Origin of the sequence: Streptomyces sp. Ag109_G2-15 (genome assembly GCF_900215565.1) — a bacterium.
GTDB lineage: Bacteria > Actinomycetota > Actinomycetes > Streptomycetales > Streptomycetaceae > Streptomyces > Streptomyces diastatochromogenes.
In genome coordinates this window covers 6,695,596-6,715,311 of the sequence record NZ_OCNI01000001.1, presented here as the reverse complement: position 1 = coordinate 6,715,311, position 19,716 = coordinate 6,695,596, and the positions used below count along the sequence as shown (strand labels likewise).

The following is a 19,716-nucleotide window of genomic DNA, read 5'->3' as shown; positions in this document are numbered from 1 at the left end:
GTGAGTCCGGGAGCCGGGCCCGGCCTCCGGGCGTCAGGGGCGCAGGCCCACGCCGTGGGCGAGTCGGGCGGCCGCGTGCCGGAAGAAGGTCTCCCGGTCCTCCACCACCCGGTGGAACTGCCCGAACAGCTCGAACCCGACCAGCCCGAACAGCTCGGCCCAGGCCGCCACCATCGCCACGGCCGCCTCGGGAGGCAGGTCGGGTACGAGGTCCGCCGCCATGCGCTCGGCCTCGGGGCGCAGCTCGGAGGGGAGGGGGAGGTCGGCCAGGCCGGGGCCCTGGTGGGCGTCGCGGACGATGCCGATGAGAAGCAGGCCTACGCGGGAGGCGGCCGGGACGGTGGTCTCGGGGGCGGCGTAGCCGGGGACGGGCGATCCGTAGATGAGGGCGTACTCGTGCGGGTGGGCGAGGGCCCAGGCGCGCACCGCCTCGCACACGGCCGTCCAGCGCCGCACATGGTCCGCGTCGGCGGCCGCGGCGTGGGCCGCCTCCGCCGCCTCGCCGAGGGAGTCGTAGGCGTCGATGATCAGTGCGGTCAGCAGCTCGTCACGGCTGGGGAAGTAGCGGTAGAGCGCCGAGGAGACCATGCCCAGCTCTCGGGCCACGGCCCGCAGCGAGAGCTTGGCCGCGCCCTCCGCCGCGAGCTGTCTGCGCGCCTCGTCCTTGATGGCGGCGGTGACTTCGATCCTGGCCCGCGCGCGGGCGCCCTGTGCGGTGCTCATGCCAGCAGTGTGCCACGCAGCAGAGCAGTGCACACGAACAAGAGCGCCGGACACAAACAAGAGCAGCGCTCTTGCACTGGCGTGCCCGTCTCCCCCACACTGGAGTCAAGCGAGAGCACCGCTCTCCCAACTGTGGGGGTCAGTCACCATGTCGTCGTCTTCGCCGTACTACTTCAAGGGCAGCCCGATGACCGTGCGCGTGAACGGGATCGTCGGCTGGCTCGCCCGGCACGGGCTCAGCATCGCGGGCTCCGCCGAGCTGTCCGTGCGCGGCCGCAAGAGCGGCGCGATGCAGCGCGTCCCGGTCAACCCGCACACCTATGAGGGCGGGCAGTACCTGGTCTCGGCGCGCGGCCACTCCCAGTGGGTGCGCAACATGCGGGCCGCCGCCGGCGGGGAGCTGCGGGTGGGCCGGAAGGTGCGCGCGTTCACCGCGGTGGAGCTTCCCGACGAGGAGAAGCTCCCGATCCTGCGCACCTACCTGGAGAAGTGGGGCTGGGAGGTCAAGGACTACTTCGCGGGCGTCACGGCCAAGTCCTCCGACGAGGAGATCCTCGCGATCGCCCCCGACCACCCGGTCTTCCGGATCACCGTCACGAAGTGACGGCGTCCTCCGCGGGCGCCGCCGCGGCCTGCCCCCGGTCCAGCGCGGTCAGGGCGCGCTGGGCGATCGGGTGGGACCGGACCAGCTCCCCCAGGGACGTCGAGCCCTGCGTGATCTCCCGGAACGCCCGCCAGGCGGGCCGGAAACCGGTGAGGGCCGCGTGGAAGACGCCGGGCCGGCGCTCGAACGCGGCCAGCATGCGCTTGCCGACGCTCATCTCCACGCCGAGCCCCGCCTTGATCGCGAACGCGTAGTTCAGCGCCTGGCGACGGGTGTCGACGGCGTCGTGCGCCTCGGCGATCCGGACCGCCCACTCCCCCGCCAGCCGGCCCGAGCGCAGGGCGAAGGAGATGCCCTCGCGGGTCCACGGCTCCAGCAGCCCCGCCGCGTCACCGCAGACCAGCACCCGGCCGCGGGAGAGCGGCGAGTCGTCGGCGCGGCAGCGGGTCAAGTGCCCGGAGGAGATGCTCGGTTCGAAGCCGGACAGGCCCAGCCGGGCGACGAAGTCCTCCAAGTACCGCTTGGTGGCGGCGCCTTCGCCGCGCGCCGAGATCACGCCGACCGTCAGGGTGTCGCCCTTCGGGAAGACCCAGCCGTAACTGCCCGGCATGGGGCCCCAGTCGATGAGCACCCGCCCCTTCCAGTCCTCGGCGACCGTCTCCGGGACCGGGATCTCCGCCTCCAGGCCGAGGTCGACCTGGTCCAGCTTCACCCCGACGTGCGCCCCTATCCGGCTGGCGCTGCCGTCGGCGCCGACGACCGCGCGGGCCAGGACCGTCTCCCCGCCCTGGAGCACCACGGCGACCGTGCGCCGGTCCGGCACCGCCGAGCCGTGCTGCTCGACGCGCTGCACCGTGACGCCCGTACGCAGTTCGGCGCCCGCCTTCTGGGCGTGCTCGACGAGCTGCTGGTCGAACTCGGGCCGGTTGATCAGCCCGAACAGCATCTGCTTGGAGCGGCGGGTGCGGGTGAAGCGCCCGTTGTTCGAGAACGTCACCGCGTGCACCCGGTCCTGGAAGGGCAGGTCGAAGCCGGGCGGCAGCGCGTCGCGCGAGGGGCCGATGATGCCGCCGCCGCACGTCTTGTAACGCGGCAGCTCGGCTTTCTCCAGCAACAGCACGCGCCGCCCCGCGACCGCCGCCGCGTAGGCGGCCGAGGCCCCCGCGGGTCCCGCGCCCACCACGACGACGTCCCACACCCGCTGCACGTCGTCCGCCGAAGAGTTCTCGCCGCTCACGATGGTCTACTGCTCCGATCAAGCCGTTGCCGCACCTGTCCCCCGCATCCTACGGCGACCGTCGTCGCAGGCCACTGTGGGAGGATCGGTCTACCCAGCCGTACAACGTCGCACCCACGAGGAGCGTGCCCATGTCGTCGAATCCGGTCGCCGAGACCGTCGCCTCGCTGCTGCCCCGGGCGAAGGCGGAGCTGACCGAACTGGTCGCCTTCAAGTCGGTGGCGGACTTCGCGCAGTTCCCGAAGAGCGAGAGCGAGGGCGCCGCGAACTGGATCGCCGACGCGCTGCGCGCCGAGGACTTCGTGGACGTGGCCGTCCTCGACACCCCCGACGGCACACAGTCGGTGTACGGCTACCTGCCGGGCCCCGAGGGTGCCAAAACGGTTCTGCTCTATGCGCACTACGATGTCCAGCCGCCGCTGGACGAGGCCGGCTGGTCCACCCCGCCGTTCGAGCTGACCGAGCGGGACGGCCGCTGGTACGGCCGCGGGACCGCCGACTGCAAGGGCGGTGCGATCATGCACCTGCTCGCGCTGCGCGCCCTGAAGGCGAACGGCGGCGTCCCCGTCCACGTGAAGGTGATCGTCGAGGGCTCCGAGGAGCAGGGCACGGGCGGCCTGGAGCGGTACGCCGAGCAGCACCCCGAGCTGCTGAAGGCGGACGCGATCGTCATCGGCGACGCGGGCAACTTCCGCGTGGGCCTGCCGACGGTGACCACCACCCTGCGCGGCATGACGCTGGTCCGGGTCCGGATCGACACCCTCGCCGGCAACCTGCACTCGGGCCAGTTCGGCGGCGCCGCCCCCGACGCGCTGGGCGCGCTGATCCGCGTCCTGGACTCCCTGCGCGCCGAGGACGGCTCGACCACCGTCGACGGCCTCGACGCCACGGCGGAGTGGGACGGTCTGGAATACACCGAGGAGCAGTTCCGCAAGGACGCCAAGGTGCTGGACGGGGTCGGTCTGATCGGTGACGGCTCGGTGGCCGACCGCATCTGGGCCCGCCCGGCCGTCACCGTCCTCGGTATCGACTGCCCGCCCGTGGTGGGCGCCACCCCGTCGGTCCAGTCCAGCGCCCGCGCCCTGGTCGGCCTGCGGGTGCCGCCGGGCGTGGACGCGGCCGAGGCCACCAAGCTGCTGCGCGCACACCTGGAGACGCGCACCCCGTGGGGCGCCCAGGTGAGCACCGAGCAGATCGGCCAGGGCCAGGCGTTCCGCGCCGACACCTCCAGCCCGGCCTACCGCGCGATGGCCGACGCGATGGCGGTCGCCTACCCGGGCGAGACCATGCAGTACGCCGGCCAGGGCGGCACCATCCCGCTGTGCAACACCCTCGCCGGCCTCTACCCCGAGGCGGAGATCCTGCTGATCGGCCTGAGCGAGCCGGAGGCCCAGATCCACTCGGTCAACGAGAGCGTGTCCCCGAGGAGCTGGAGCGGCTGTCGATCGCCGAGGCGCTGTTCCTGAGCAACTACGCGGCAGGCTGAACCGTTCTGCCGACGGCAGAGCGCCCTCGCTCACGGGCGGGGGCGCTGCCTACCGTCGGCGCATGGACGTCATCGAACTGCTCCCCCGCCTCCACCTCCTGCGCTTCCCCGTCGGCCAGGCCTACCTCTGGCACGACGGTGCGGAGTCGACGCTGATCGACGCGGGGACGATCGGCGCGGGCCGCACGATCGCCGACGCGATCACCGCCCTGGGCCGCGCCCCCGGGGACGTACGACGGATCGTGCTGACCCACTTCCACGAGGACCACGCGGGCGGAGCGGGCGAGTTCGCCGCGCTCAGCGGTGCCGAGGTACTGGCCCATCACCTGGACGCGCCGTTCGTCCGGGGTGAACGCCCGGGCCCGCCCCCGCGGTTCGAGGACTGGGAGCTGCCGATCCACGCGGAGGTGTCCCGGCACCTTCCCGAGGGCGAGCCGGTGCACCCGCGGAGCGTCACGCCGGTGTCCGACGGTGATGTGCTCGACTTCGGCGGTGGTGCGCGGGTGGTCCATGTACCGGGGCACACGGACGGCAGCATCGCGCTGTTCCTGCCCGACGAGGGCGTGCTGTTCACGGGTGACGCGGTGGCGGCCTCGCCGGTCGACGGGGCGGTGATGCCGGGGGCGTTCAACCTCGACCGGCTGCAACTCATGGAATCCTTCCACCGGTTGGCGGCGCTCGACGCGGACGTGGCCTGCTTTGGACACGGTGACCCGGTGGTGGGCCAGGCTTCGGCCGCACTTCGGAAAGCGGCGGACAGCCAGCCGGCCACCGGCTGATCCTGGGGGCATGACCTCCCCCGAGCGGCTCGCCGCCCACACCCGCATCGCGCGTTCCCTCGCCCCGCTGGACGACCGGGCGCTGGCCGAGCGGGTGGCGGCGGGCGAGCCGCTCGGCACGGGCATCGGCGGCAGAGCCGTACGCCTCCTGGTCGATGACCGGCCGGTGTTCGTCAAGCGGGTGCCGCTGACCGACCTGGAGCGGCTGCCCGGGAACGAGCGCTCGACGGCGAACCTGTTCGGACTGCCGCCGTACTTCCACTACGGCATCGGCAGCCCGGGATACACCGCGTGGCGGGAGCTGGCCGCGCACACGCTGACCACGGAGGGCGTGCTGGCCGGAGGGTTCCCGGGCTTTCCGCTGCTGCACAACTGGCGGGTGCTGCCCGACGAGCCCCAGCCCCTCCCGGACGAACTCGCCGACGTGGAGCGGGCCGTGGCCTACTGGGGCACGGGCGCACGGAAGCGACTGGAGGCCCTGCGGACGGCCTCCGCGAGCCTGACCCTGTTCCTGGAGTACGTCCCGCACACCCTGCACGACTGGCTGGACGCCGAACTGCGCACGGACCGCGCCGACGCGGCGTGCACCCGGGTGGCCAAGGGCCTGACGGAGCTGACGGACGCACTGGAAGGGCACCGACTCCTGCACTTCGACGCCCACTTCCGCAACATCCTGACCGACGGCCGCACGCTGTACCTCACCGACTTCGGCCTCTCGCTCGGCTCCATGTTCCAACTGGACGGCGAGGAGCAGGAGTTCCTCGCCCGGCACCGGCACTACGACCGCGTCTACACCGCCTACCACCTGGTGATCTGGCTCGTCACCGCGCTGTACGGGTACGGCCGCGAGGAGCGCGAGGAGTTCATCCGGGCCCTGGCCGCCGGCGCCCGGCCCGAGGGCGTCCCCCGGTCCGCCGCCGGGCTGCTGACCCGGTACGCGCCCGTCGCCGCCACCATGGGCGACTTCAGCCGGCTGCTCGTGCGGGAGAGCCGGCTGACCCCCTACCCGCACGAGGACCTGCGCCGCGCCTACAACAACTCAATGCTCTCGGCGTAGTGGCAGGCCACCGGGTTCCCGCCACCCCGGTCGGCGAGGGCCGGCACCTCCTCCACACAGGCCGTCCGCTCGCTCTCGGTGAGCTGGGCGGCGAACTTGGGGCAGCGGGTGCGGAAGCGGCAGCCGCTGGGCGGGCGGACCGGGCTCGGTACGTCCCCCTGCACGGTGATCCGTTTCCGGGCGCGTTCCTTGCGCGGGTCGGGCAGCGGGATCGCGGAGACCAGGGCCTGGGTGTAGGGGTGCGCGGGGCGGGCGAACAGCTGCCGGGCCGGGGCGATCTCCACCAGGCGGCCCAGGTACATGACCGCGACCCGGCCGGCGACGTGCCGCATCACCGACAGGTCGTGCGCCACGAACAGGAAGGACAGCCCCAGTTCGCTCTGCAGGTCCATCAGCAGATTGAGCACGCCGGCCTGGATCGACACGTCGAGCGCCGAGACGGGCTCGTCCAGCACGATCACCCGGGGCGCAACGCCAGGGCCCGGGCGATGCCGATGCGCTGGCGCTGGCCGCCGGAGAACTCGTGCGCGAAGCGGTTGCCGTGCTCGGGGTTGAGCCCGACCAGCCGCAGCAGCTCGCGCACCTCGTCGGTGCCCTGGGTGCCGTACCGGCCGTGGATCCGCAGGGGTTCGGCGATGATCTCGTGGACGGAGATCCGGGGGTCCAGGGAGGCGTACGGGTCCTGGAAGACGATCTGCAGGTCCCGGCGCAGCGGCCGCATCCGGCGTCGGCTCAGCTCGGTCAGTTCGCGTCCGCCGTACCGCACGCTGCCGGAGGTGGCGCGCTCCAGGTTGAGGACCGTACGGGCGAGGGTGGTCTTGCCGGATCCGGACTCCCCGACCAGGCCCAGGGTCTCGTTCTCGTGCAGGTCGAAGGAGACCCCGCACACCGCGTGCACATCGCCGACGCGGCGGCGGACGACTCCCCGGGACATGACGGGGAAGTGCTTGACGAGGTCACGGACCTGGAGGACGGGTTCCCCGGTGCCGCCGTGGCCCGGCAGCGGCGGAAGGAGTGCGGCGGGCGCGGTCATGCGGGGTCCTCCTCGGTGCTCGGGGCGGTGTCGGCGAAGCGGGCCAGCGCTTCCGCATCGGCGCCGACCGCGTCGAAGACCTGGTCCGCTCCGGCGCCCACCAGCTCGGCGGCGAAGTGGCAGGCGCTGAGGTGGCCGACGGGTCCCGCCTGGTGCAACGGCGGCTCGCTGCTGTCGCACACCTCCCGGCGCAGCGGGCAGCGCGGGGCGAAGGGGCAGCCCGGGGCAGGTTCAGCAGGGAGGGCGGGGAGCCGGTGATGGGGGTCAGCCGCTCCTCCTCGCGGTCGAGGCGGGGCAGGGAGCCGAGCAGGCCGAGGGTGTAGGGCATGCGCGGGGCGTAGAAGATGTCCTCGACCGAGCCGGTCTCCACGATCCGTCCGGCGTACATGACGGCGACCCGGTCGGTGTGGCCGGCGACCACCCCCAGATCGTGTGTGATCAGGACGAGGGCCGCGCCGGTCTCGGCGCGGGCGGTCTCCAGCGCGTCGAGGATCTGGGCCTGCACGGTGACGTCGAGTGCGGTCGTCGGCTCGTCGGCGATGATCACGTCCGGGTCGTTGGCCATGGCGATGGCGATGACGACGCGCTGGCGCATCCCGCCGGACATCTCGTGCGGATAGGCGTCGACACGCCGCTCGGGACTCGGGATGCCCACCGTGCCGAGCAGTTCGACGGCCCGCTCGCGGGCTGCCCGCTTCGTCATGTCCGGGTGGTGCCGCTGCAGGGTCTCGGCGATCTGGTAGCCGACCGGATAGACCGGGTTGAGCGAGGTCATCGGGTCCTGGAAGACCATCGCGATGCCGCGGCCCCGTACGTCCGACAGCTGGTTGTCGCTCAGCCCGAGCAGTTCGGTCCCCTCGAACCGCACCGAGCCGCGCACCCGCGCCGAGCGGGGCAGCAGCCCCATCACGGCGAGGGCGGTCACCGACTTGCCCGAACCGGACTCGCCGACGATGCCGAGGGACTCGCCCCGCTCCAGCCGGTAGCCGACGCCGCGTACGGCCCGTACGATCCCGTCCTCGGTCGGGAACTCCACGCTCAGGCCGGTCACGTCGAGGACCGCGCCGGACTCTTCTCCTGGGTCGATGACCGTCACTGTCGCACCCTTTGCTGCCGGGGGTCGAAGGCGTCGCGCAGCCCGTCGCCGATGAAGTTGATGGTCAGGGCGATGGCGATGATGAACGCGCCGGGGATGTAGAAGAGCCAGGGCCGGGTGTCCACGGCGGTCTGCGCCTGGGCGACCAGCAGGCCGAGGGAGGTGTCGGGCGGCTGGACACCGAAGCCCAGGAAGGACAGGGCGGTCTCGGTGAGGATGCCGGTGGCGACCAGGACCGTGGCGTTGACGATGATCGGGCCGAGGGCGTTCGGCAGCAGATGCCGGAAGATGATCCGCACGTCCGAGGCGCCGAGGGCCCGGGCCGCCTCCACGAACTCCTTCTCCCGCAGCGACAGTACGGTCGAGCGCACGACCCGCGCGACATACGCCCAGGTCAGCCCCGCGATGACCACCGCGATCCAGTACCAGGAGCCGCCACTGCGGGAGGAGATCACCAGGGCGATGGCGAACAGCGGCAGGGTCAGCACCAGGTCCGCGACGCGCATCATCACCGCGTCGACGAAGCCCCGGTAGAAGCCCGCGACGGCGCCCCAGACCGCGCCGACCAGGGTGGAGCCGAGGGCGATCAGGATGGCGATCTTCAGCGAGGTCTGGGTGCCGCGCATGATCTGCGCGTAGGCGTCGTAACCGGAGGCGTCGGTGCCGAACGGGTGCTTCCAGGACGGGGGTTGGGAGTTGTCGGGCGTGTACTTGCGGTACGAGTAGTGCCACAGGTGCGGGCCGACGAACGCCCACAGCACGATCAGCAGGAAGACGGCGAGGCTGATCATGGCGGCCCGGTGGCGCAGGAAGCGGCGCAGCACGAGCTGGGTCTGGGTGCGCTGCCGTACGGTGAACTCGCCGGCCACTCGCGGTCGCTGGGTGCCCGCCTCGGTGTCAGTCATAGCGGATCCTCGGGTCGAGTACGGCGTAGAGGAGGTCGGCGACGAGGTTGAAGCCGATGACGACGACGGCGGAGAGCAGCAGCCAGGCCATGGTCCGGTAGACGTCGAGCGTGGTGGCCGCCTGGACGAGCATCTCCCCCATGCCGTGCCACTGGAAGATCGTCTCGGTGATCACGGCCCCGCCCAGGATGATGGCGATGTCGAGCGCGGTGACCGTGGCGAGCGGGATCAGGGCGGTGCGCAGGGCGTGCCGGGTCATCACCCGGGCCCGGCGCAGGCCCTTGGCGCGGGCGAGCCGTACGTAGTCGCTGTCGAGCACCTCGAGCATGGAGGCGCGGGTGTAGCGGGTCCAGGAGGCGAAGGAGACCAGGGCGAGGGTGATGGTGGGCAGGACGAGATGACCGATGCGGTCGGTGAACTCGTTCCAGCCGGTGTCGACGTCGAGGTACGGCGACTTCTCGCCGATGGTGCCGAGGAACTGGCTGCCGGTCTGCTCGTTGATCCAGATCCCGGCCTGCTTGAGCAGCACGGCGAACCAGAAGACCGGCATGGCGAGGAACAGGAAGCCGAAGAAGGTGATGGTGTAGTCGGCGGCGCTGTACTGGCGCAGCGCGCTGAACACCCCGAAGAGCACGGCCAGGACCAGGGCGATCAGCATGGCGGCGGCGACCAGGGTGACGGTGACCCGGAAGCGGGTGAACAGGTCGTGCCCGATGTCCAGGTTGGTCTGCACGGACGGACCCCAGTCGCCGTGCAGCACTCCGGTGATCCAGTTCCAGTAGCGCTCCACGACCGGCTGGTCTGCGTGGATGTGCCGGGCGAAGGCGGTGACGGCGGCATTGCTGGGGGCGGGCTGCCGTGAGGTGGCGAAGTTGGCGACCGGATCACCGGAGTTGACGACGACCAGGAACACGATGAACGTCGAGACGATCAGGACGGGTATGGAGACCAGGATGCGGCGCACGGTGTAGGCGAGCATGCGGTTCTTCCCTCGGGAGGACGGGCCCGGTTCTCGGGAGTGCGGGCCCCGGTCCCGGCCCCGGGGTGACCGGGGCCGGAACACGACGGTGGCTGCGGGCGGGGGTTACTTCTTCAGGCCCCACTCGCCGGTGTTGTACGCCGGGCCCACGTTCGTCGAGTTGTTGCGCATGTTCACGAACCGTGTCTGCGCGGCGAGGAAGGTCGGCTTCTGGTACAGCGGGAGCACATAGGCGGCGTCCACCATGATCTTGTCCGCCTGGTTGAGGAGGGCGGCGGACTTGGTCTGGTCGGTCTCGCCGACGGCCTGGTCGATCAGCTGGTCGACCTGCTTGTCGCTGTAGCCGCCGTAGTTGCCGCCGCCCCCGGTCATCCAGGTCTGCTGCGCGTTGGCGCTCGGGAAGGGCGAGGCGACCCAGGCGAAGACGATGATGTCGTACTGGTGCCCGGCCAGCACGGTACCGAGGTCGGCGGCGCCGATCGGCTTGATGGTGACCTTGACGCCGAGGTTCCCGAGGTCGCTCTGCAGGATCTGGCACTCGCTCTGCCGGATCTGGTTGCCGGTGGTGTAGCGGCAGTTGAAGGGTCCGACCGCCTTGCCGTCCGGGGTCTTGAGCGCGGTCCCCACCCCGGTGAACTTCGCGTCGGTGAGGAGCTTCTTCGCCTTGGCGAGGTCACCGGAGCCCTGCCCGGTGGGCGTGACGAGGTCCTGGTAACCGGCCTGTCCCGGAACGAAGTTGTGGTTGCCGAGCTGCTTGACCGCCGGGTCGAACTGGCCGACGGTCTTGGCGACGATGTCCTTGATGCTGATCGCGGTGAACATCGCCTGCCGCAGCGCGGTGTACTTGCCGAGCACCGGGTTGTGCAGGTTGAGGTCGAAGTGCTCCCAGGTCAGCCCGTTACCGATGGTGTAGGTGACGCCGGGGATGTCCTTGACCTGGTTGACGAGGTCGACCTCGGGCTGCGGGTAGATGCCCTGCACCTCGTTGTTGCGCAGCGCGATCGGTTCCTGGGTGGCGTCCGTGATGACCTTGAAGATCAGCCGTTGCAGCGACGCCTTCTTCGCGCCCCACCACTTGGGGTCCGGGACATAGGTGGCGTGGTCGTTGTCGACCCACTCCTGCATCTTGTACGGGCCCGCCGTCGCGTACTTGGTGGGCGGGGTCTTCTGGAAGTACTGCCAGCCCTGGGTCAGCTGGGCGGCCGTCATATGGGCGGCGTCGCCCGCCTTGGCGCCGGAGAGCTTCTCGGCGACGTGGGCCGGGTAGAGGGGGTAACCCGCGCCGAAGAGCTGCTTCCAGTCGGAGAAAGGTTTGTTCATCACGACGGTGACGGTTTTGCCGCCGTCGGAGCCGGTGACGGACTTGATGCGGTCGTATCCGGCGGTCGACTGCGGCAGACAGCCCTTGGTCTGGGTGGAGTCGCTCGCGGGCGGCGGCGGGCAGTCCTTGCCGTCGTTGGTGCGCCAGTAGTAGACGAAGTCGTCGGCGGTGATGGGTGTGCCGTCGTTCCACGCGGCCTTCGGGTTGATCTTGTAGACGAGGGTCTGGGGGCTCGCGCTCGTCTGGGTCGCCGAGGTCACCAGGTCGGTGTTGACGGCGACGGTGAAGTCCGGGTGGGGCACGAAGACCTGGGGCAGGACCACCTCCAGGGCCTCGCCGTTCTCGAAGGTGTTGCCGTTGGTGTCCTGGACGTTCCACTGCTGGATGTTCTTCTCCAGCACATAGGTGAACGTTCCGCCGGCCTTGGTGGTGCCGGAGTTGCAGGTGTTCGCCTTGCCCTGGGTGGAGCAGGACGCGAGACCGGCCGAACCGCCCTGGTGCGGCGTACCGCTCCCGCCGTTGCTGCTGCAGGCGGCGAGGATCAGGGTGAGCCCGGCGGCCAGGGTGAGTCCCCTGGCGAGGGCCGAGGATTGCGCGCGCATGTCCCTCCTCCGGCCGGGAGTTGCCCGGCCTTTTCACAGCGGCCGGCGGCCGCGAGGAAACTGAGCTGCGCAATGACGTTAGAACGCTTGTGTACCTTCTTCAGGTTCCTGTTCATACCGGGACGGCGACAATTCACCCTCGCTTTCCCCTCGGAACCTCCCAGTTCGCGCAAAGAGGCGAGATCACGACCCAGAGACGCCAAAATCCCCGCCAACATCACGGATGCGGCGGGGATCTGAGGGTTTGTCAGGCGGCCTGTCCGGCGACCGGCACGCCGGCCTCCAGATAGAGCGCGGCGCCGCGCTCGCGGGCCCGCAGCGCCCAGCGCAGCCGCTCGTAGCGGACCGGCGGCAGCATGTCGGCGGCCTCATGTTCGGTCGCGAAGCGCCAGGCGCGCAGTTCCGGCCCCGGCAGCAGCACCCGGGCCGCCTCGGCGGAGTCCAGGCGGCCGCCGTCGAAGAGGAGGCGCAGCCCGCCGTAGCCGGGGGGCGCGGGCCGCTCCCAGTCCACGACGAGCAGCCGGGGCACCTCCCGCAGCCGTATCCCGATCTCCTCGGCGACCTCGCGCATCCCGGCGCGGGCGGGAGCCTCACCGCGCTCGACGACCCCGCCGGGGAACTCCCAGCCGGGCTTGTAGGTCGGGTCCACGAGCAGCACCCGGTCCTGCTCGTCGAAGAGGAGCACCCCGGCGGCGAGGGTCTCGGCGGTGGGTTCGGGGGTCTGCACGATGTCACAGGGGCCCACGGCGCCGCTGCCGACGGCGTCGGCGATGCGCACGGCGGTCTCGTACGGGGTGAGGGCGCTGGTGTCCACGAGGTGGGCGTCGGCGGTGAGCCAGGAGGCGAGGGCGGCCCGGTAGGGCTCGATGTGGTCGTACGCCCACTGACGCTGCCGTATCTCGCCGTCGGGCAGGTCCGGCGGGACCTCCCGCCCGGCTATGCGCTCGCGCAGGATCGTTTCCGCCGGGGCGAGGAGCAGATGCCGTACGGGGATCCGGCGGGCGGCGAGACCGCCGAAGATCTCGTCGCGGTACTCCTGGCGCAGCAGGGTCATGGGGACCACCAGGGTCCCGCCCAGCTCGGCGAGCATCGCGGCCGCCGTGTCGATCACGAGCCGGCGCCAGATCGGCAGGTCCTGGAAGTCGCCGACCTCGGCGAGGCGCTTGGGCGGCAGCAGGTGCGAGAGCGCTCCCCCGATGACCTCGGGGTCGAAGAGCGCGCTGTTCGGGATCAGTTCGATCAGTTCCCGTGCGGTGGTGGTCTTCCCCGCACCGAACGCGCCGTTGATCCAGACGACGGTCACGGACTCCCCCTCTTCTGTTGGCCCCCTGTGGCTTGCCCGCTCCACCCTGCCACGGAAACCACATCCAGTTGAGGGCGCGCACACGCGCGTGCCGGTGTCCCGCACGTCGGGGACACCGGCACGGGACCCGGGGACCGGGCCGGGCTACTCCTGCCCCTGCGCGTGGTCGGCCACGGCGAAGCTGTCCCGGCTGACGAGGTGGTCGACGTGGTCGAGGGTGCCGGAGACGTTGAGGTCACCGAGCGGCCCCTTGTCCGCGGCGTGCGAGGCGGCGTGCGACGGGGTGACGGCGGCCACGACGAATCCGGTGGCGAGGGTGGCGATGGCGAGCATGCTGCGCTTCTTCATGCCCTGGATCAACTGCGGAACCGCCCGGGGGTCACGCGGATCACGGCGATTGCGCTCCGCGGATCGACGGTGCTCCGGCGCGGCGATGAAGATCTGCAGCGTCGCAGAGCGCGGCCGCAACGAAACCCCGTGGCCGCGGTGATCGCGGCGCCGGTATCGTCAAGCTCCCGGCCTGCCGGAAGCCGGCGGACCACGACCAGGAGAACGGCCATGACCAGCCCCCGCCCGACGACCACCCTCTGGCGCCCGACCGGCCCCAAGGAGCTGGAGCTGGTACGGGAGTTGGACTGGAGGGCGTGGCCGCCGCGGCTGCCCGAGCAGCCGATCTTCTATCCGGTGCTCAACGAGGACTACGCGATCAGGATCGCCCGGGACTGGAACGTCAAGCACGACGGCGCCGGGTTCGTGACGCGCTTCGAGGTCGACGCGGAGTTCATCGGCCGCTATCCCGTCCAGCGGGCCGGCGGCGAGACGATCCTGGAGCTGTGGGTGCCGGCCGAGGAGCTGGACGAGTTCAACGGCCACATCGTCGGCCGGATCGAGGTCGTGCACGAGTTCCGGTGAGGCCCCGAGAGGCCGGACGAACCAACAGAACCGAACGCCCGGCCTCTCCGCCGTCCCCGAAACGCCCTGCCGTCAAGGGGAATGACGGAGTATCGAACAACCCTGACGCACCTCTTCCAACACAGTCCGACACGTCCTACCGTAAGCGCGCACCGGTGACACGTACATGCCGTCATTCGACCTCGCGCGAGCCGGAGGAACGTCAACGATGCGTCACCCTCACACCCGCACCACCCGCCGAAGAGTGGCCGGAGCGCTCACCGCAGGGCTGCTGTGCACGGCGGGCCTGGCCGCCCCCGCCGTCGCGGCCCCCGCCCGGCACCCCGTGGCCGCGCCCTCCCTGGCCGACGGCCTCGCCCTCACCCCGCCCATGGGCTTCAACAACTGGAACTCGACGCACTGCCGCGCCGACTTCAACGAGGCCATGGTCAAGGGGATCGCGGACCTCTTCGTGGACAAGGGCCTCAAGGACGCCGGATACCAGTACGTGAACCTCGACGACTGCTGGGCCCTGCCCGACCGGGACGCGAACGGCAAGCTGGTGCCGGACCCGGCCCGCTTCCCGAACGGCATCAAGGCCGTCGCCGACTACGTCCACGCCAAGGGCCTCAAGCTCGGCATCTACACCAGCGCCGGCATCAAGACCTGCAACAGCGCGGGCTTCCCGGGTGCGCTCGGCCACGAGTACAGCGACGCGCAGCAGTTCGCCGACTGGGGCGTCGACTACCTCAAGTACGACAACTGCAACAACCTCGGCGTCGACGCCAAGCTGCGCTACCGGACCATGCGCGACGCGCTCAGGGCGACCGGCCGGCCCATCGTCTACAGCATCTGCGAGTGGGGCGAGAACAAGCCCTGGGAGTGGGCGGGGGACCTCGGCCACCTGTGGCGGACCACCGGTGACATCAGCGACAGCTGGGGTTCGATGCTGTCGATCCTCAAGCAGAACCTGCCGCTCGCGCCGTACGCCGGGCCCGGCCACTGGAACGACCCCGACATGCTGGAGGTCGGCAACGGCGGGATGACGGACACCGAGTACCGCTCCCACTTCTCCCTCTGGTCCGTCATGGCCGCGCCCCTGCTCATCGGCACCGACCTGCGCACGGCCTCGCAGGCGACCTTCGACATCCTGGACAACAAGGAGGTCATCGCCGTCGACCAGGACCCGCTGGGCAAGCAGGGCACCGTCGTGTCCTCCACGGGCGGGCGCTGGGTCGTCGCCAAGGAGATGAAGGACGGCAGCCGCGCGGTCGCCCTGTTCAACGAGTCCGGGACCGCCCAGCGGATCGCCACGACCGCGAGCGCCGTCGGCCTGCCCGACGCCCCCGCCTACACCCTGCGCGACCTGTGGCAGCACCGCAGCTACAACACCGCGGGCACCCTCGCGGCCACGGTCCCGGCCCACGGCACGGTCCTGCTGCGGGTCTCGGCCGACCCGGACTGGGCCACCCACCCGCCGGCCGCGGAACTCGGCCTGGACGGGAGCCCGTTCGTGGAGGCGGGCACCCCGGCGGCTTTGACCACCAACTTCACCGATCTGGGCCGGACGCCCGCGCGCCGGGTGTCCGTGTCGCTGACCGGCCCCGCCGGATGGACCGTACGCGCGACCTCGGCGACCACCGCGACCGTCCTCACCACCGGCAGGTCCCTGCGCACCGGCTGGACGGTGAACGCCCCGGCGGGGACGCCGACGGGGTCGTACGGCCTTGTCCTCAAGGCGAGTTACCGCTCACCCACCGGGGAGAGCGTCACCAGCACCCTCCCGCTGACCGCGACCGTCGTACTGCCGCCGCCCACCGGGACGTCGTACCTCAGCGATCTGCCCTGGCTGTCGGCGACCAGCGGCTGGGGTCCGGTCGAGCGCGACACCAGCAACGGGGAGAGTGCCGCGGGCGACGGTCACCCCATCACCCTGGGCGGTGTGGTGTACGCCAAGGGGCTCGGCGTCCACGCGGAGAGCGAGGTCTCCTTCTACACCGGCAAGGCGTGCGGGAAGGTCACCGCGGACGTCGGCGTGGACGACGAGAAGGGCACGAAGGGCACCGTCGCCTTCGAGGTCTGGGCGGACGGCACCAAGGTCGCCTCGACCGGTGTGCTGACCAACGCGCAGCCCGCCCAGCCGCTCACCGCCGACGTCACCGGCGCCCAGGTGGTCCGCCTCGTCGTCACCGACGGCGGCGACGGAATCGACTCGGACCACGCGGACTGGGCGGACGCACGGCTCAGCTGCTGACCCCGGCTCAGAACGCGGACGCCGGGCTCGGTTGCCGACCGTGGCTCCGAGAACGGACGCCGGGCTCAGCCCCCTGCCGCGGTCGCGTCCGGCCTACGGGCCAGCGCGGCCGCGGCGGCGCCGACGAGCCCGCAACCGTGCCCATCCGCGCGGACGTGCCCCTCAGCGGCCGAACCGCCCTCAAACCCCCGCCGCAGTCGCATCCGGCCTACGGAGCAAACGCAACCGCGACGACACCGACCAGACCCGCAACCACACCCACCCGCACAGACGCGCCCCCTTGCCGCCGAACCGACCTCAGACCCCCGCCACACTCCCATCCAGCCCACGAGCCAACACAGCCGCAGCGACACCGACCAGACCCGCAACCACACCCACCCGCACAGACGTGCCCCTCAGCCGCCGAACCGCCCTCAAACCCCCGCCGCAGTCGCATCCGGCCTACGAGCCAGCGCGGCCGCCGCGGCGCCTACCAGGCCCGCGTCCGTGCCCATCTGTGCGGGCGTGACCGTCAGACGCTGGACGAAGGAGAGGGTCGCGTAGTCGGTGAGGGCCTTGCGCAGGGGCGTGAAGAGGATGTCGCCGGCCTTGCCGACGCCCCCGCCGATCACCGCGATGTCGATCTCCACCAGGGTCGCGGTGGCCGCGATCCCGGCGGCCAGGGCCTGCGCGGCCCGCTCGAAGGAGGCCACGGCGACCGGGTCGCCCTCCCGGGCGGCGGCCGCCACCGCCGCGGCCGAGGTGTCGCCGTCCGGGCCCGGTCGCCAGCCCTGCTCCAGGGCGCGGCGGGCGATGTTGGGGCCGCTGGCGATGCGCTCGACGCAGCCGCGCGAGCCGCACGGGCACGGGTCGCCGTCGAGGTCGACGCTGATGTGCCCGATGTGCCCGGCGTTGCCGGTCGGGCCGGGATGCAGCTGCCCGCCGAGGACCAGGCCGCCGCCGACCCCCGTCGAGACCACCATGCACAGGGCGTTGTCGTGGCCGCGCGCGGCGCCCTGCCAGTGCTCGGCCGCGGTGATCGCCACCCCGTCGCCGATCAGCTCGACCGGCAGGCCCCCGGTGGCCGCGCGCACCCGCTCGACCAGCGGGAAGTCACGCCAGCCCGGCACGTTCACGGGGCTGACGGTGCCCGCGGAGGCGTCCACCGGGCCCGCACTGCCGATGCCTATCGAGCCGGCGCGTCCCCACAGGGGCGAGTCGGCGAGGTCACCGAGCACCCCCTCGACGGCCCGCATGACCGTTTCGCCGTCCTGGTGGGCGGGCGTAGCACGCTGTGCGCGTGCCTGGATCCGTCCGTGACCGTCCACCAGCGCGCCGGCGATCTTGGTGCCGCCGATGTCCAGGGCCGCCACGAGGTCGGTGTGCATCAGAGTCAGATCTCCCCGTTGAACCTTGAGAACCAGAAAGAGGCAGGCCGGTCCAGCGGTGGGGGCGCAGGCCGGAGACAGCGTTGGACAGTCTCTCGCGCATCTGACAACGTTGTCCAGGCTCTATGCTCGACGCCACATCCTCATACAAACGACGGATCTGCGCACCACCCCCGTGGACAACCCGGACGACAGGACAGGACGCCGCATCGTGCCCGAGACCACCCGCCCCGCCGACCGCCTCTCCGGGACGCGTTACGGCAACCGTCCCACGATGAAGGACGTGGCCGCGCGCGCCGGGGTCGGCCTGAAGACGGTGTCCCGCGTGGTCAACGGCGAGCCCGGCGTCACCCCGGACACCGAGCGCCGCGTCCAGGAGGCGATCGACGCGCTCGGCTTCCGCCGCAACGACAGCGCGCGCGTCCTGCGCAAAGGCCGTACGGCCAGCATCGGCCTGGTCCTGGAGGACCTCGCGGACCCGTTCTACGGCCCGCTGAGCCGAGCGGTCGAGGAGGTGGCCCGGGCCCACGGCGCCCTGCTGATCAACGGCTCCAGCGCCGAGGACCCGGAGCGGGAGCAGGAGCTGGCGCTCGCGCTGTGCGCCCGGCGGGTGGACGGTCTGGTGGTGATCCCGGCCGGTGACGACCACCGGTACCTGGAGCCGGAGATCAGGGCGGGCGTGGCCACCGTGTTCGTGGACCGCCCCGCCGGGAAGATCGACGCCGACGTCGTGCTGTCCGACAACTACGGCGGCGCCCGCGACGGCGTCGCCCACCTGATCGCGCACGGCCACCGCCGGATCGGGTTCATCGGCGACATGCCCCGCATCCACACCGCGGCCGAGCGGCTGCGCGGCTACCGGGCCGCCATGGAGGACGCGGGGATACCGGTCGAGGAGCGGTGGATGTCGCTCGGGGCGACCGATCCGGTGCGGGTGCGCCGGGCGGCCGAGGAGATGCTCGCGGGCCCCTCCCCCGTCACCGCGATCTTCGCGGGCAACAACCGGGTGACGGTCACCGTGATCCGGGTCCTCGCCGAGCAGTCCCGTCCGGTCGCCCTCGTCGGCTTCGACGACATCGAGCTGGCCGATCTGCTCCAGCCGGGCGTCACCGTCGTCGCCCAGGACGCGGCCGCCCTCGGCCGGACCGCCGCCGAGCGCCTCTTCCGCCAGCTGGACGGCACCCTCGTCCAGCCGGAGCGCATCGAGCTGCCGACCCGTCTGATCACCCGCGGCTCCGGCGAGCTGCCGCCCGCCGGGTGAGCGGCCCGTGACCGGCCGCACCCTGGAGGAACTGGGCCTCGCCGAGGCACCCCGCGACCATCCGCTGCTCTATCCGGGCGCCTGGCCCGCCGGCTCCGGGCTGCTGCACGGTGACCACATGCTGGCGCTGGACCGCCTGGTGTACGACGACCGGGCGCCGGTCCTCGCGGTCGGCTCCAACGCCTGCCCCGGCCAACTGCGCCACAAATTACGGGAGTTCGGGATCGACTCACCCATCCCGATGGTGCGGGCGCGGGTGACCGGACTCGACGTGGGCGTCTCCGCGCACGTCAGCCGTCTGGGCTATGTCTCCGCCTCCCCGGTCAGGTCCCCTCGCGCGTTACGCGAGTTGTTCGTCATCTGGCTGGACCCGGGGCAACTGGCCGTGATCGACGCGAGCGAGGGCGTACCGCTGCCCGACGGCAACTTCCGCCGGGCCTGGCTGCCCGCACCGGACGTACGCATCGAGCCGGCGGACGGTCAGGTCCTGCCCGGGGCGTACGCGTACGTCAACCGGCACGGGGTCCTGCACAACGGTGCCGGTGCGCCGCGCCGGCATCCCGGCCAGCACGCCCTGCTGACCGAACTCCTCGGGGAATCGGCCCCGTTGCGGGAGCTGTTCGGTGCCACCCCGGAGGAGTTCTGCGCCCGGGCCCGTCCGGACGCCGCGCTGTGCGCGCGGGGCACCCGGCTGTTCGCGGAGCACGCGTGGGTGACGGAGTCGGGGCTGGAGCCGTACGCGCGGCCGTCGGGTCCGGGGCCGTCGGCCGTGTTCGGTACGGCCGACGGCTGCTCGGGGTGATGTCCGCCGGTCAGGA

The 19,716-nt window shown here is 71.7% G+C and carries 16 protein-coding genes and 2 pseudogenes; 8 read left to right on the top strand and 10 right to left on the bottom strand.

Annotated features, from left to right (window positions below):
* Nucleotides 1–33: 33 nt before the first annotated feature.
* Nucleotides 34–723, bottom strand: a complete 690-nt coding sequence (locus CRP49_RS30210) for a TetR/AcrR family transcriptional regulator (RefSeq protein WP_097256192.1) — start codon at nt 721–723, stop codon at nt 34–36.
* 148 nt (nt 724–871) lie between these two features.
* Between CRP49_RS30210 and CRP49_RS30205 the strand changes: the two genes are divergently transcribed.
* Nucleotides 872–1,327, top strand: coding sequence for a nitroreductase family deazaflavin-dependent oxidoreductase (locus tag CRP49_RS30205; protein WP_097256191.1), 456 nt, complete (start codon nt 872–874; stop codon nt 1,325–1,327).
* Here the strand turns inward: CRP49_RS30205 and CRP49_RS30200 are convergent.
* A complete protein-coding gene (locus CRP49_RS30200) occupies nt 1,317–2,564 on the bottom strand; it encodes a geranylgeranyl reductase family protein (protein ID WP_097256190.1) in 1,248 nt (415 codons plus the stop codon). The genes CRP49_RS30205 and CRP49_RS30200 overlap by 11 nt on opposite strands.
* A 131-nt stretch (nt 2,565–2,695) precedes the next feature.
* Between CRP49_RS30200 and CRP49_RS30195 the strand changes: the two are divergent.
* The 3 genes and pseudogenes from CRP49_RS30195 (at nt 2,696) to CRP49_RS30185 (ending at nt 5,886) form a co-directional block, all read left to right on the top strand.
* Nucleotides 2,696–4,050: pseudogene (locus CRP49_RS30195) on the top strand (dipeptidase).
* A 62-nt stretch (nt 4,051–4,112) separates the two neighbouring features.
* On the top strand, nt 4,113–4,829 hold the full coding sequence (locus CRP49_RS30190; RefSeq protein ID WP_097256189.1) for an MBL fold metallo-hydrolase: 717 nt from the start codon (nt 4,113–4,115) through the stop codon (nt 4,827–4,829).
* Nucleotides 4,830–4,839: 10 nt separating this feature from the next.
* Entirely contained in the window at nt 4,840–5,886 is a 1,047-nt protein-coding gene (locus CRP49_RS30185; protein ID WP_097256188.1) for a hypothetical protein, read from the top strand.
* On the opposite strand, the pseudogene CRP49_RS30180 reads toward CRP49_RS30185, so the two are convergent.
* From CRP49_RS30180 to CRP49_RS30150, 7 genes and pseudogenes are all read right to left on the bottom strand, one after another.
* Nucleotides 5,859–6,919: pseudogene (locus CRP49_RS30180) on the bottom strand (ABC transporter ATP-binding protein). The gene CRP49_RS30185 and the pseudogene CRP49_RS30180 sit on opposite strands and share 28 nt — an antisense overlap.
* Nucleotides 6,843–8,015 (bottom strand): ABC transporter ATP-binding protein, encoded by a 1,173-nt coding sequence (locus tag CRP49_RS30175; protein WP_257033527.1) that lies wholly within the window; start codon nt 8,013–8,015, stop codon nt 6,843–6,845. Before CRP49_RS30175 ends, CRP49_RS30180 begins: the two are co-directional and overlap by 77 nt.
* Entirely contained in the window at nt 8,012–8,920 is a 909-nt protein-coding gene (locus tag CRP49_RS30170) for an ABC transporter permease (RefSeq protein ID WP_097256187.1), read from the bottom strand. Before CRP49_RS30170 ends, CRP49_RS30175 begins: the two co-directional genes overlap by 4 nt.
* Nucleotides 8,913–9,899, bottom strand: coding sequence for an ABC transporter permease (locus CRP49_RS30165; RefSeq protein WP_097256186.1), 987 nt, complete (start codon nt 9,897–9,899; stop codon nt 8,913–8,915). Before CRP49_RS30165 ends, CRP49_RS30170 begins: the two co-directional genes overlap by 8 nt.
* Before the next feature lie 105 nt (nt 9,900–10,004).
* Nucleotides 10,005–11,822, bottom strand: a complete 1,818-nt coding sequence (locus CRP49_RS30160; protein ID WP_097256185.1) for an ABC transporter family substrate-binding protein — start codon at nt 11,820–11,822, stop codon at nt 10,005–10,007.
* Nucleotides 11,823–12,069: 247 nt separating this feature from the next.
* The gene (locus CRP49_RS30155; protein WP_097256184.1) at nt 12,070–13,125 is read right to left on the bottom strand and encodes an NUDIX hydrolase; all 1,056 of its coding nucleotides are present in this window, start codon (nt 13,123–13,125) and stop codon (nt 12,070–12,072) included.
* A gap of 144 nt (nt 13,126–13,269) precedes the next feature.
* On the bottom strand, nt 13,270–13,473 hold the full coding sequence (locus CRP49_RS30150; protein ID WP_179851796.1) for a hypothetical protein: 204 nt from the start codon (nt 13,471–13,473) through the stop codon (nt 13,270–13,272).
* Between the two features lie 210 nt (nt 13,474–13,683).
* Between CRP49_RS30150 and CRP49_RS30145 the strand changes: the two genes are divergently transcribed.
* Nucleotides 13,684–14,037, top strand: a complete 354-nt coding sequence (locus CRP49_RS30145) for a hypothetical protein (protein ID WP_097256183.1) — start codon at nt 13,684–13,686, stop codon at nt 14,035–14,037.
* A gap of 208 nt (nt 14,038–14,245) precedes the next feature.
* Complete coding sequence (locus CRP49_RS30140; protein WP_179851795.1) at nt 14,246–16,270, top strand: NPCBM/NEW2 domain-containing protein; 2,025 nt, start codon at nt 14,246–14,248, stop codon at nt 16,268–16,270.
* Nucleotides 16,271–16,683: 413 nt separating this feature from the next.
* Here CRP49_RS30140 and CRP49_RS30135 read toward each other — a convergent pair whose 3' ends face one another.
* Nucleotides 16,684–17,637 (bottom strand): ROK family protein, encoded by a 954-nt coding sequence (locus CRP49_RS30135; RefSeq protein ID WP_094221816.1) that lies wholly within the window; start codon nt 17,635–17,637, stop codon nt 16,684–16,686.
* A 211-nt stretch (nt 17,638–17,848) separates the two neighbouring features.
* Between CRP49_RS30135 and CRP49_RS30130 the strand changes: the two genes are divergently transcribed.
* On the top strand, nt 17,849–18,898 hold the full coding sequence (locus CRP49_RS30130; RefSeq protein WP_097257615.1) for a LacI family DNA-binding transcriptional regulator: 1,050 nt from the start codon (nt 17,849–17,851) through the stop codon (nt 18,896–18,898).
* Nucleotides 18,899–18,905: 7 nt separating this feature from the next.
* The gene (locus tag CRP49_RS30125; protein ID WP_097256181.1) at nt 18,906–19,700 is read left to right on the top strand and encodes a hypothetical protein; all 795 of its coding nucleotides are present in this window, start codon (nt 18,906–18,908) and stop codon (nt 19,698–19,700) included.
* Nucleotides 19,701–19,716 lie beyond the last annotated feature (16 nt).

What these genes read in the sequence shown, in the direction of transcription:
- CRP49_RS30140 (WP_179851795.1), top strand. Translation starts at nt 14,246, where the DNA reads ATGCGTCACCCTCACACCCGCACCACCCGCCGAAGAGTGGCCGGAGCG.
- CRP49_RS30160 (WP_097256185.1), bottom strand. Translation starts at nt 11,822, where the DNA reads ATGCGCGCGCAATCCTCGGCCCTCGCCAGGGGACTCACCCTGGCCGCC.
- CRP49_RS30145 (WP_097256183.1), top strand. Translation starts at nt 13,684, where the DNA reads ATGACCAGCCCCCGCCCGACGACCACCCTCTGGCGCCCGACCGGCCCC.
- CRP49_RS30150 (WP_179851796.1), bottom strand. Translation starts at nt 13,473, where the DNA reads ATGAAGAAGCGCAGCATGCTCGCCATCGCCACCCTCGCCACCGGATTC.
- CRP49_RS30185 (WP_097256188.1), top strand. Translation starts at nt 4,840, where the DNA reads ATGACCTCCCCCGAGCGGCTCGCCGCCCACACCCGCATCGCGCGTTCC.
- CRP49_RS30170 (WP_097256187.1), bottom strand. Translation starts at nt 8,920, where the DNA reads ATGACTGACACCGAGGCGGGCACCCAGCGACCGCGAGTGGCCGGCGAG.
- CRP49_RS30165 (WP_097256186.1), bottom strand. Translation starts at nt 9,899, where the DNA reads ATGCTCGCCTACACCGTGCGCCGCATCCTGGTCTCCATACCCGTCCTG.
- CRP49_RS30190 (WP_097256189.1), top strand. Translation starts at nt 4,113, where the DNA reads ATGGACGTCATCGAACTGCTCCCCCGCCTCCACCTCCTGCGCTTCCCC.
- CRP49_RS30135 (WP_094221816.1), bottom strand. Translation starts at nt 17,637, where the DNA reads ATGCACACCGACCTCGTGGCGGCCCTGGACATCGGCGGCACCAAGATC.
- CRP49_RS30210 (WP_097256192.1), bottom strand. Translation starts at nt 723, where the DNA reads ATGAGCACCGCACAGGGCGCCCGCGCGCGGGCCAGGATCGAAGTCACC.
- CRP49_RS30205 (WP_097256191.1), top strand. Translation starts at nt 872, where the DNA reads ATGTCGTCGTCTTCGCCGTACTACTTCAAGGGCAGCCCGATGACCGTG.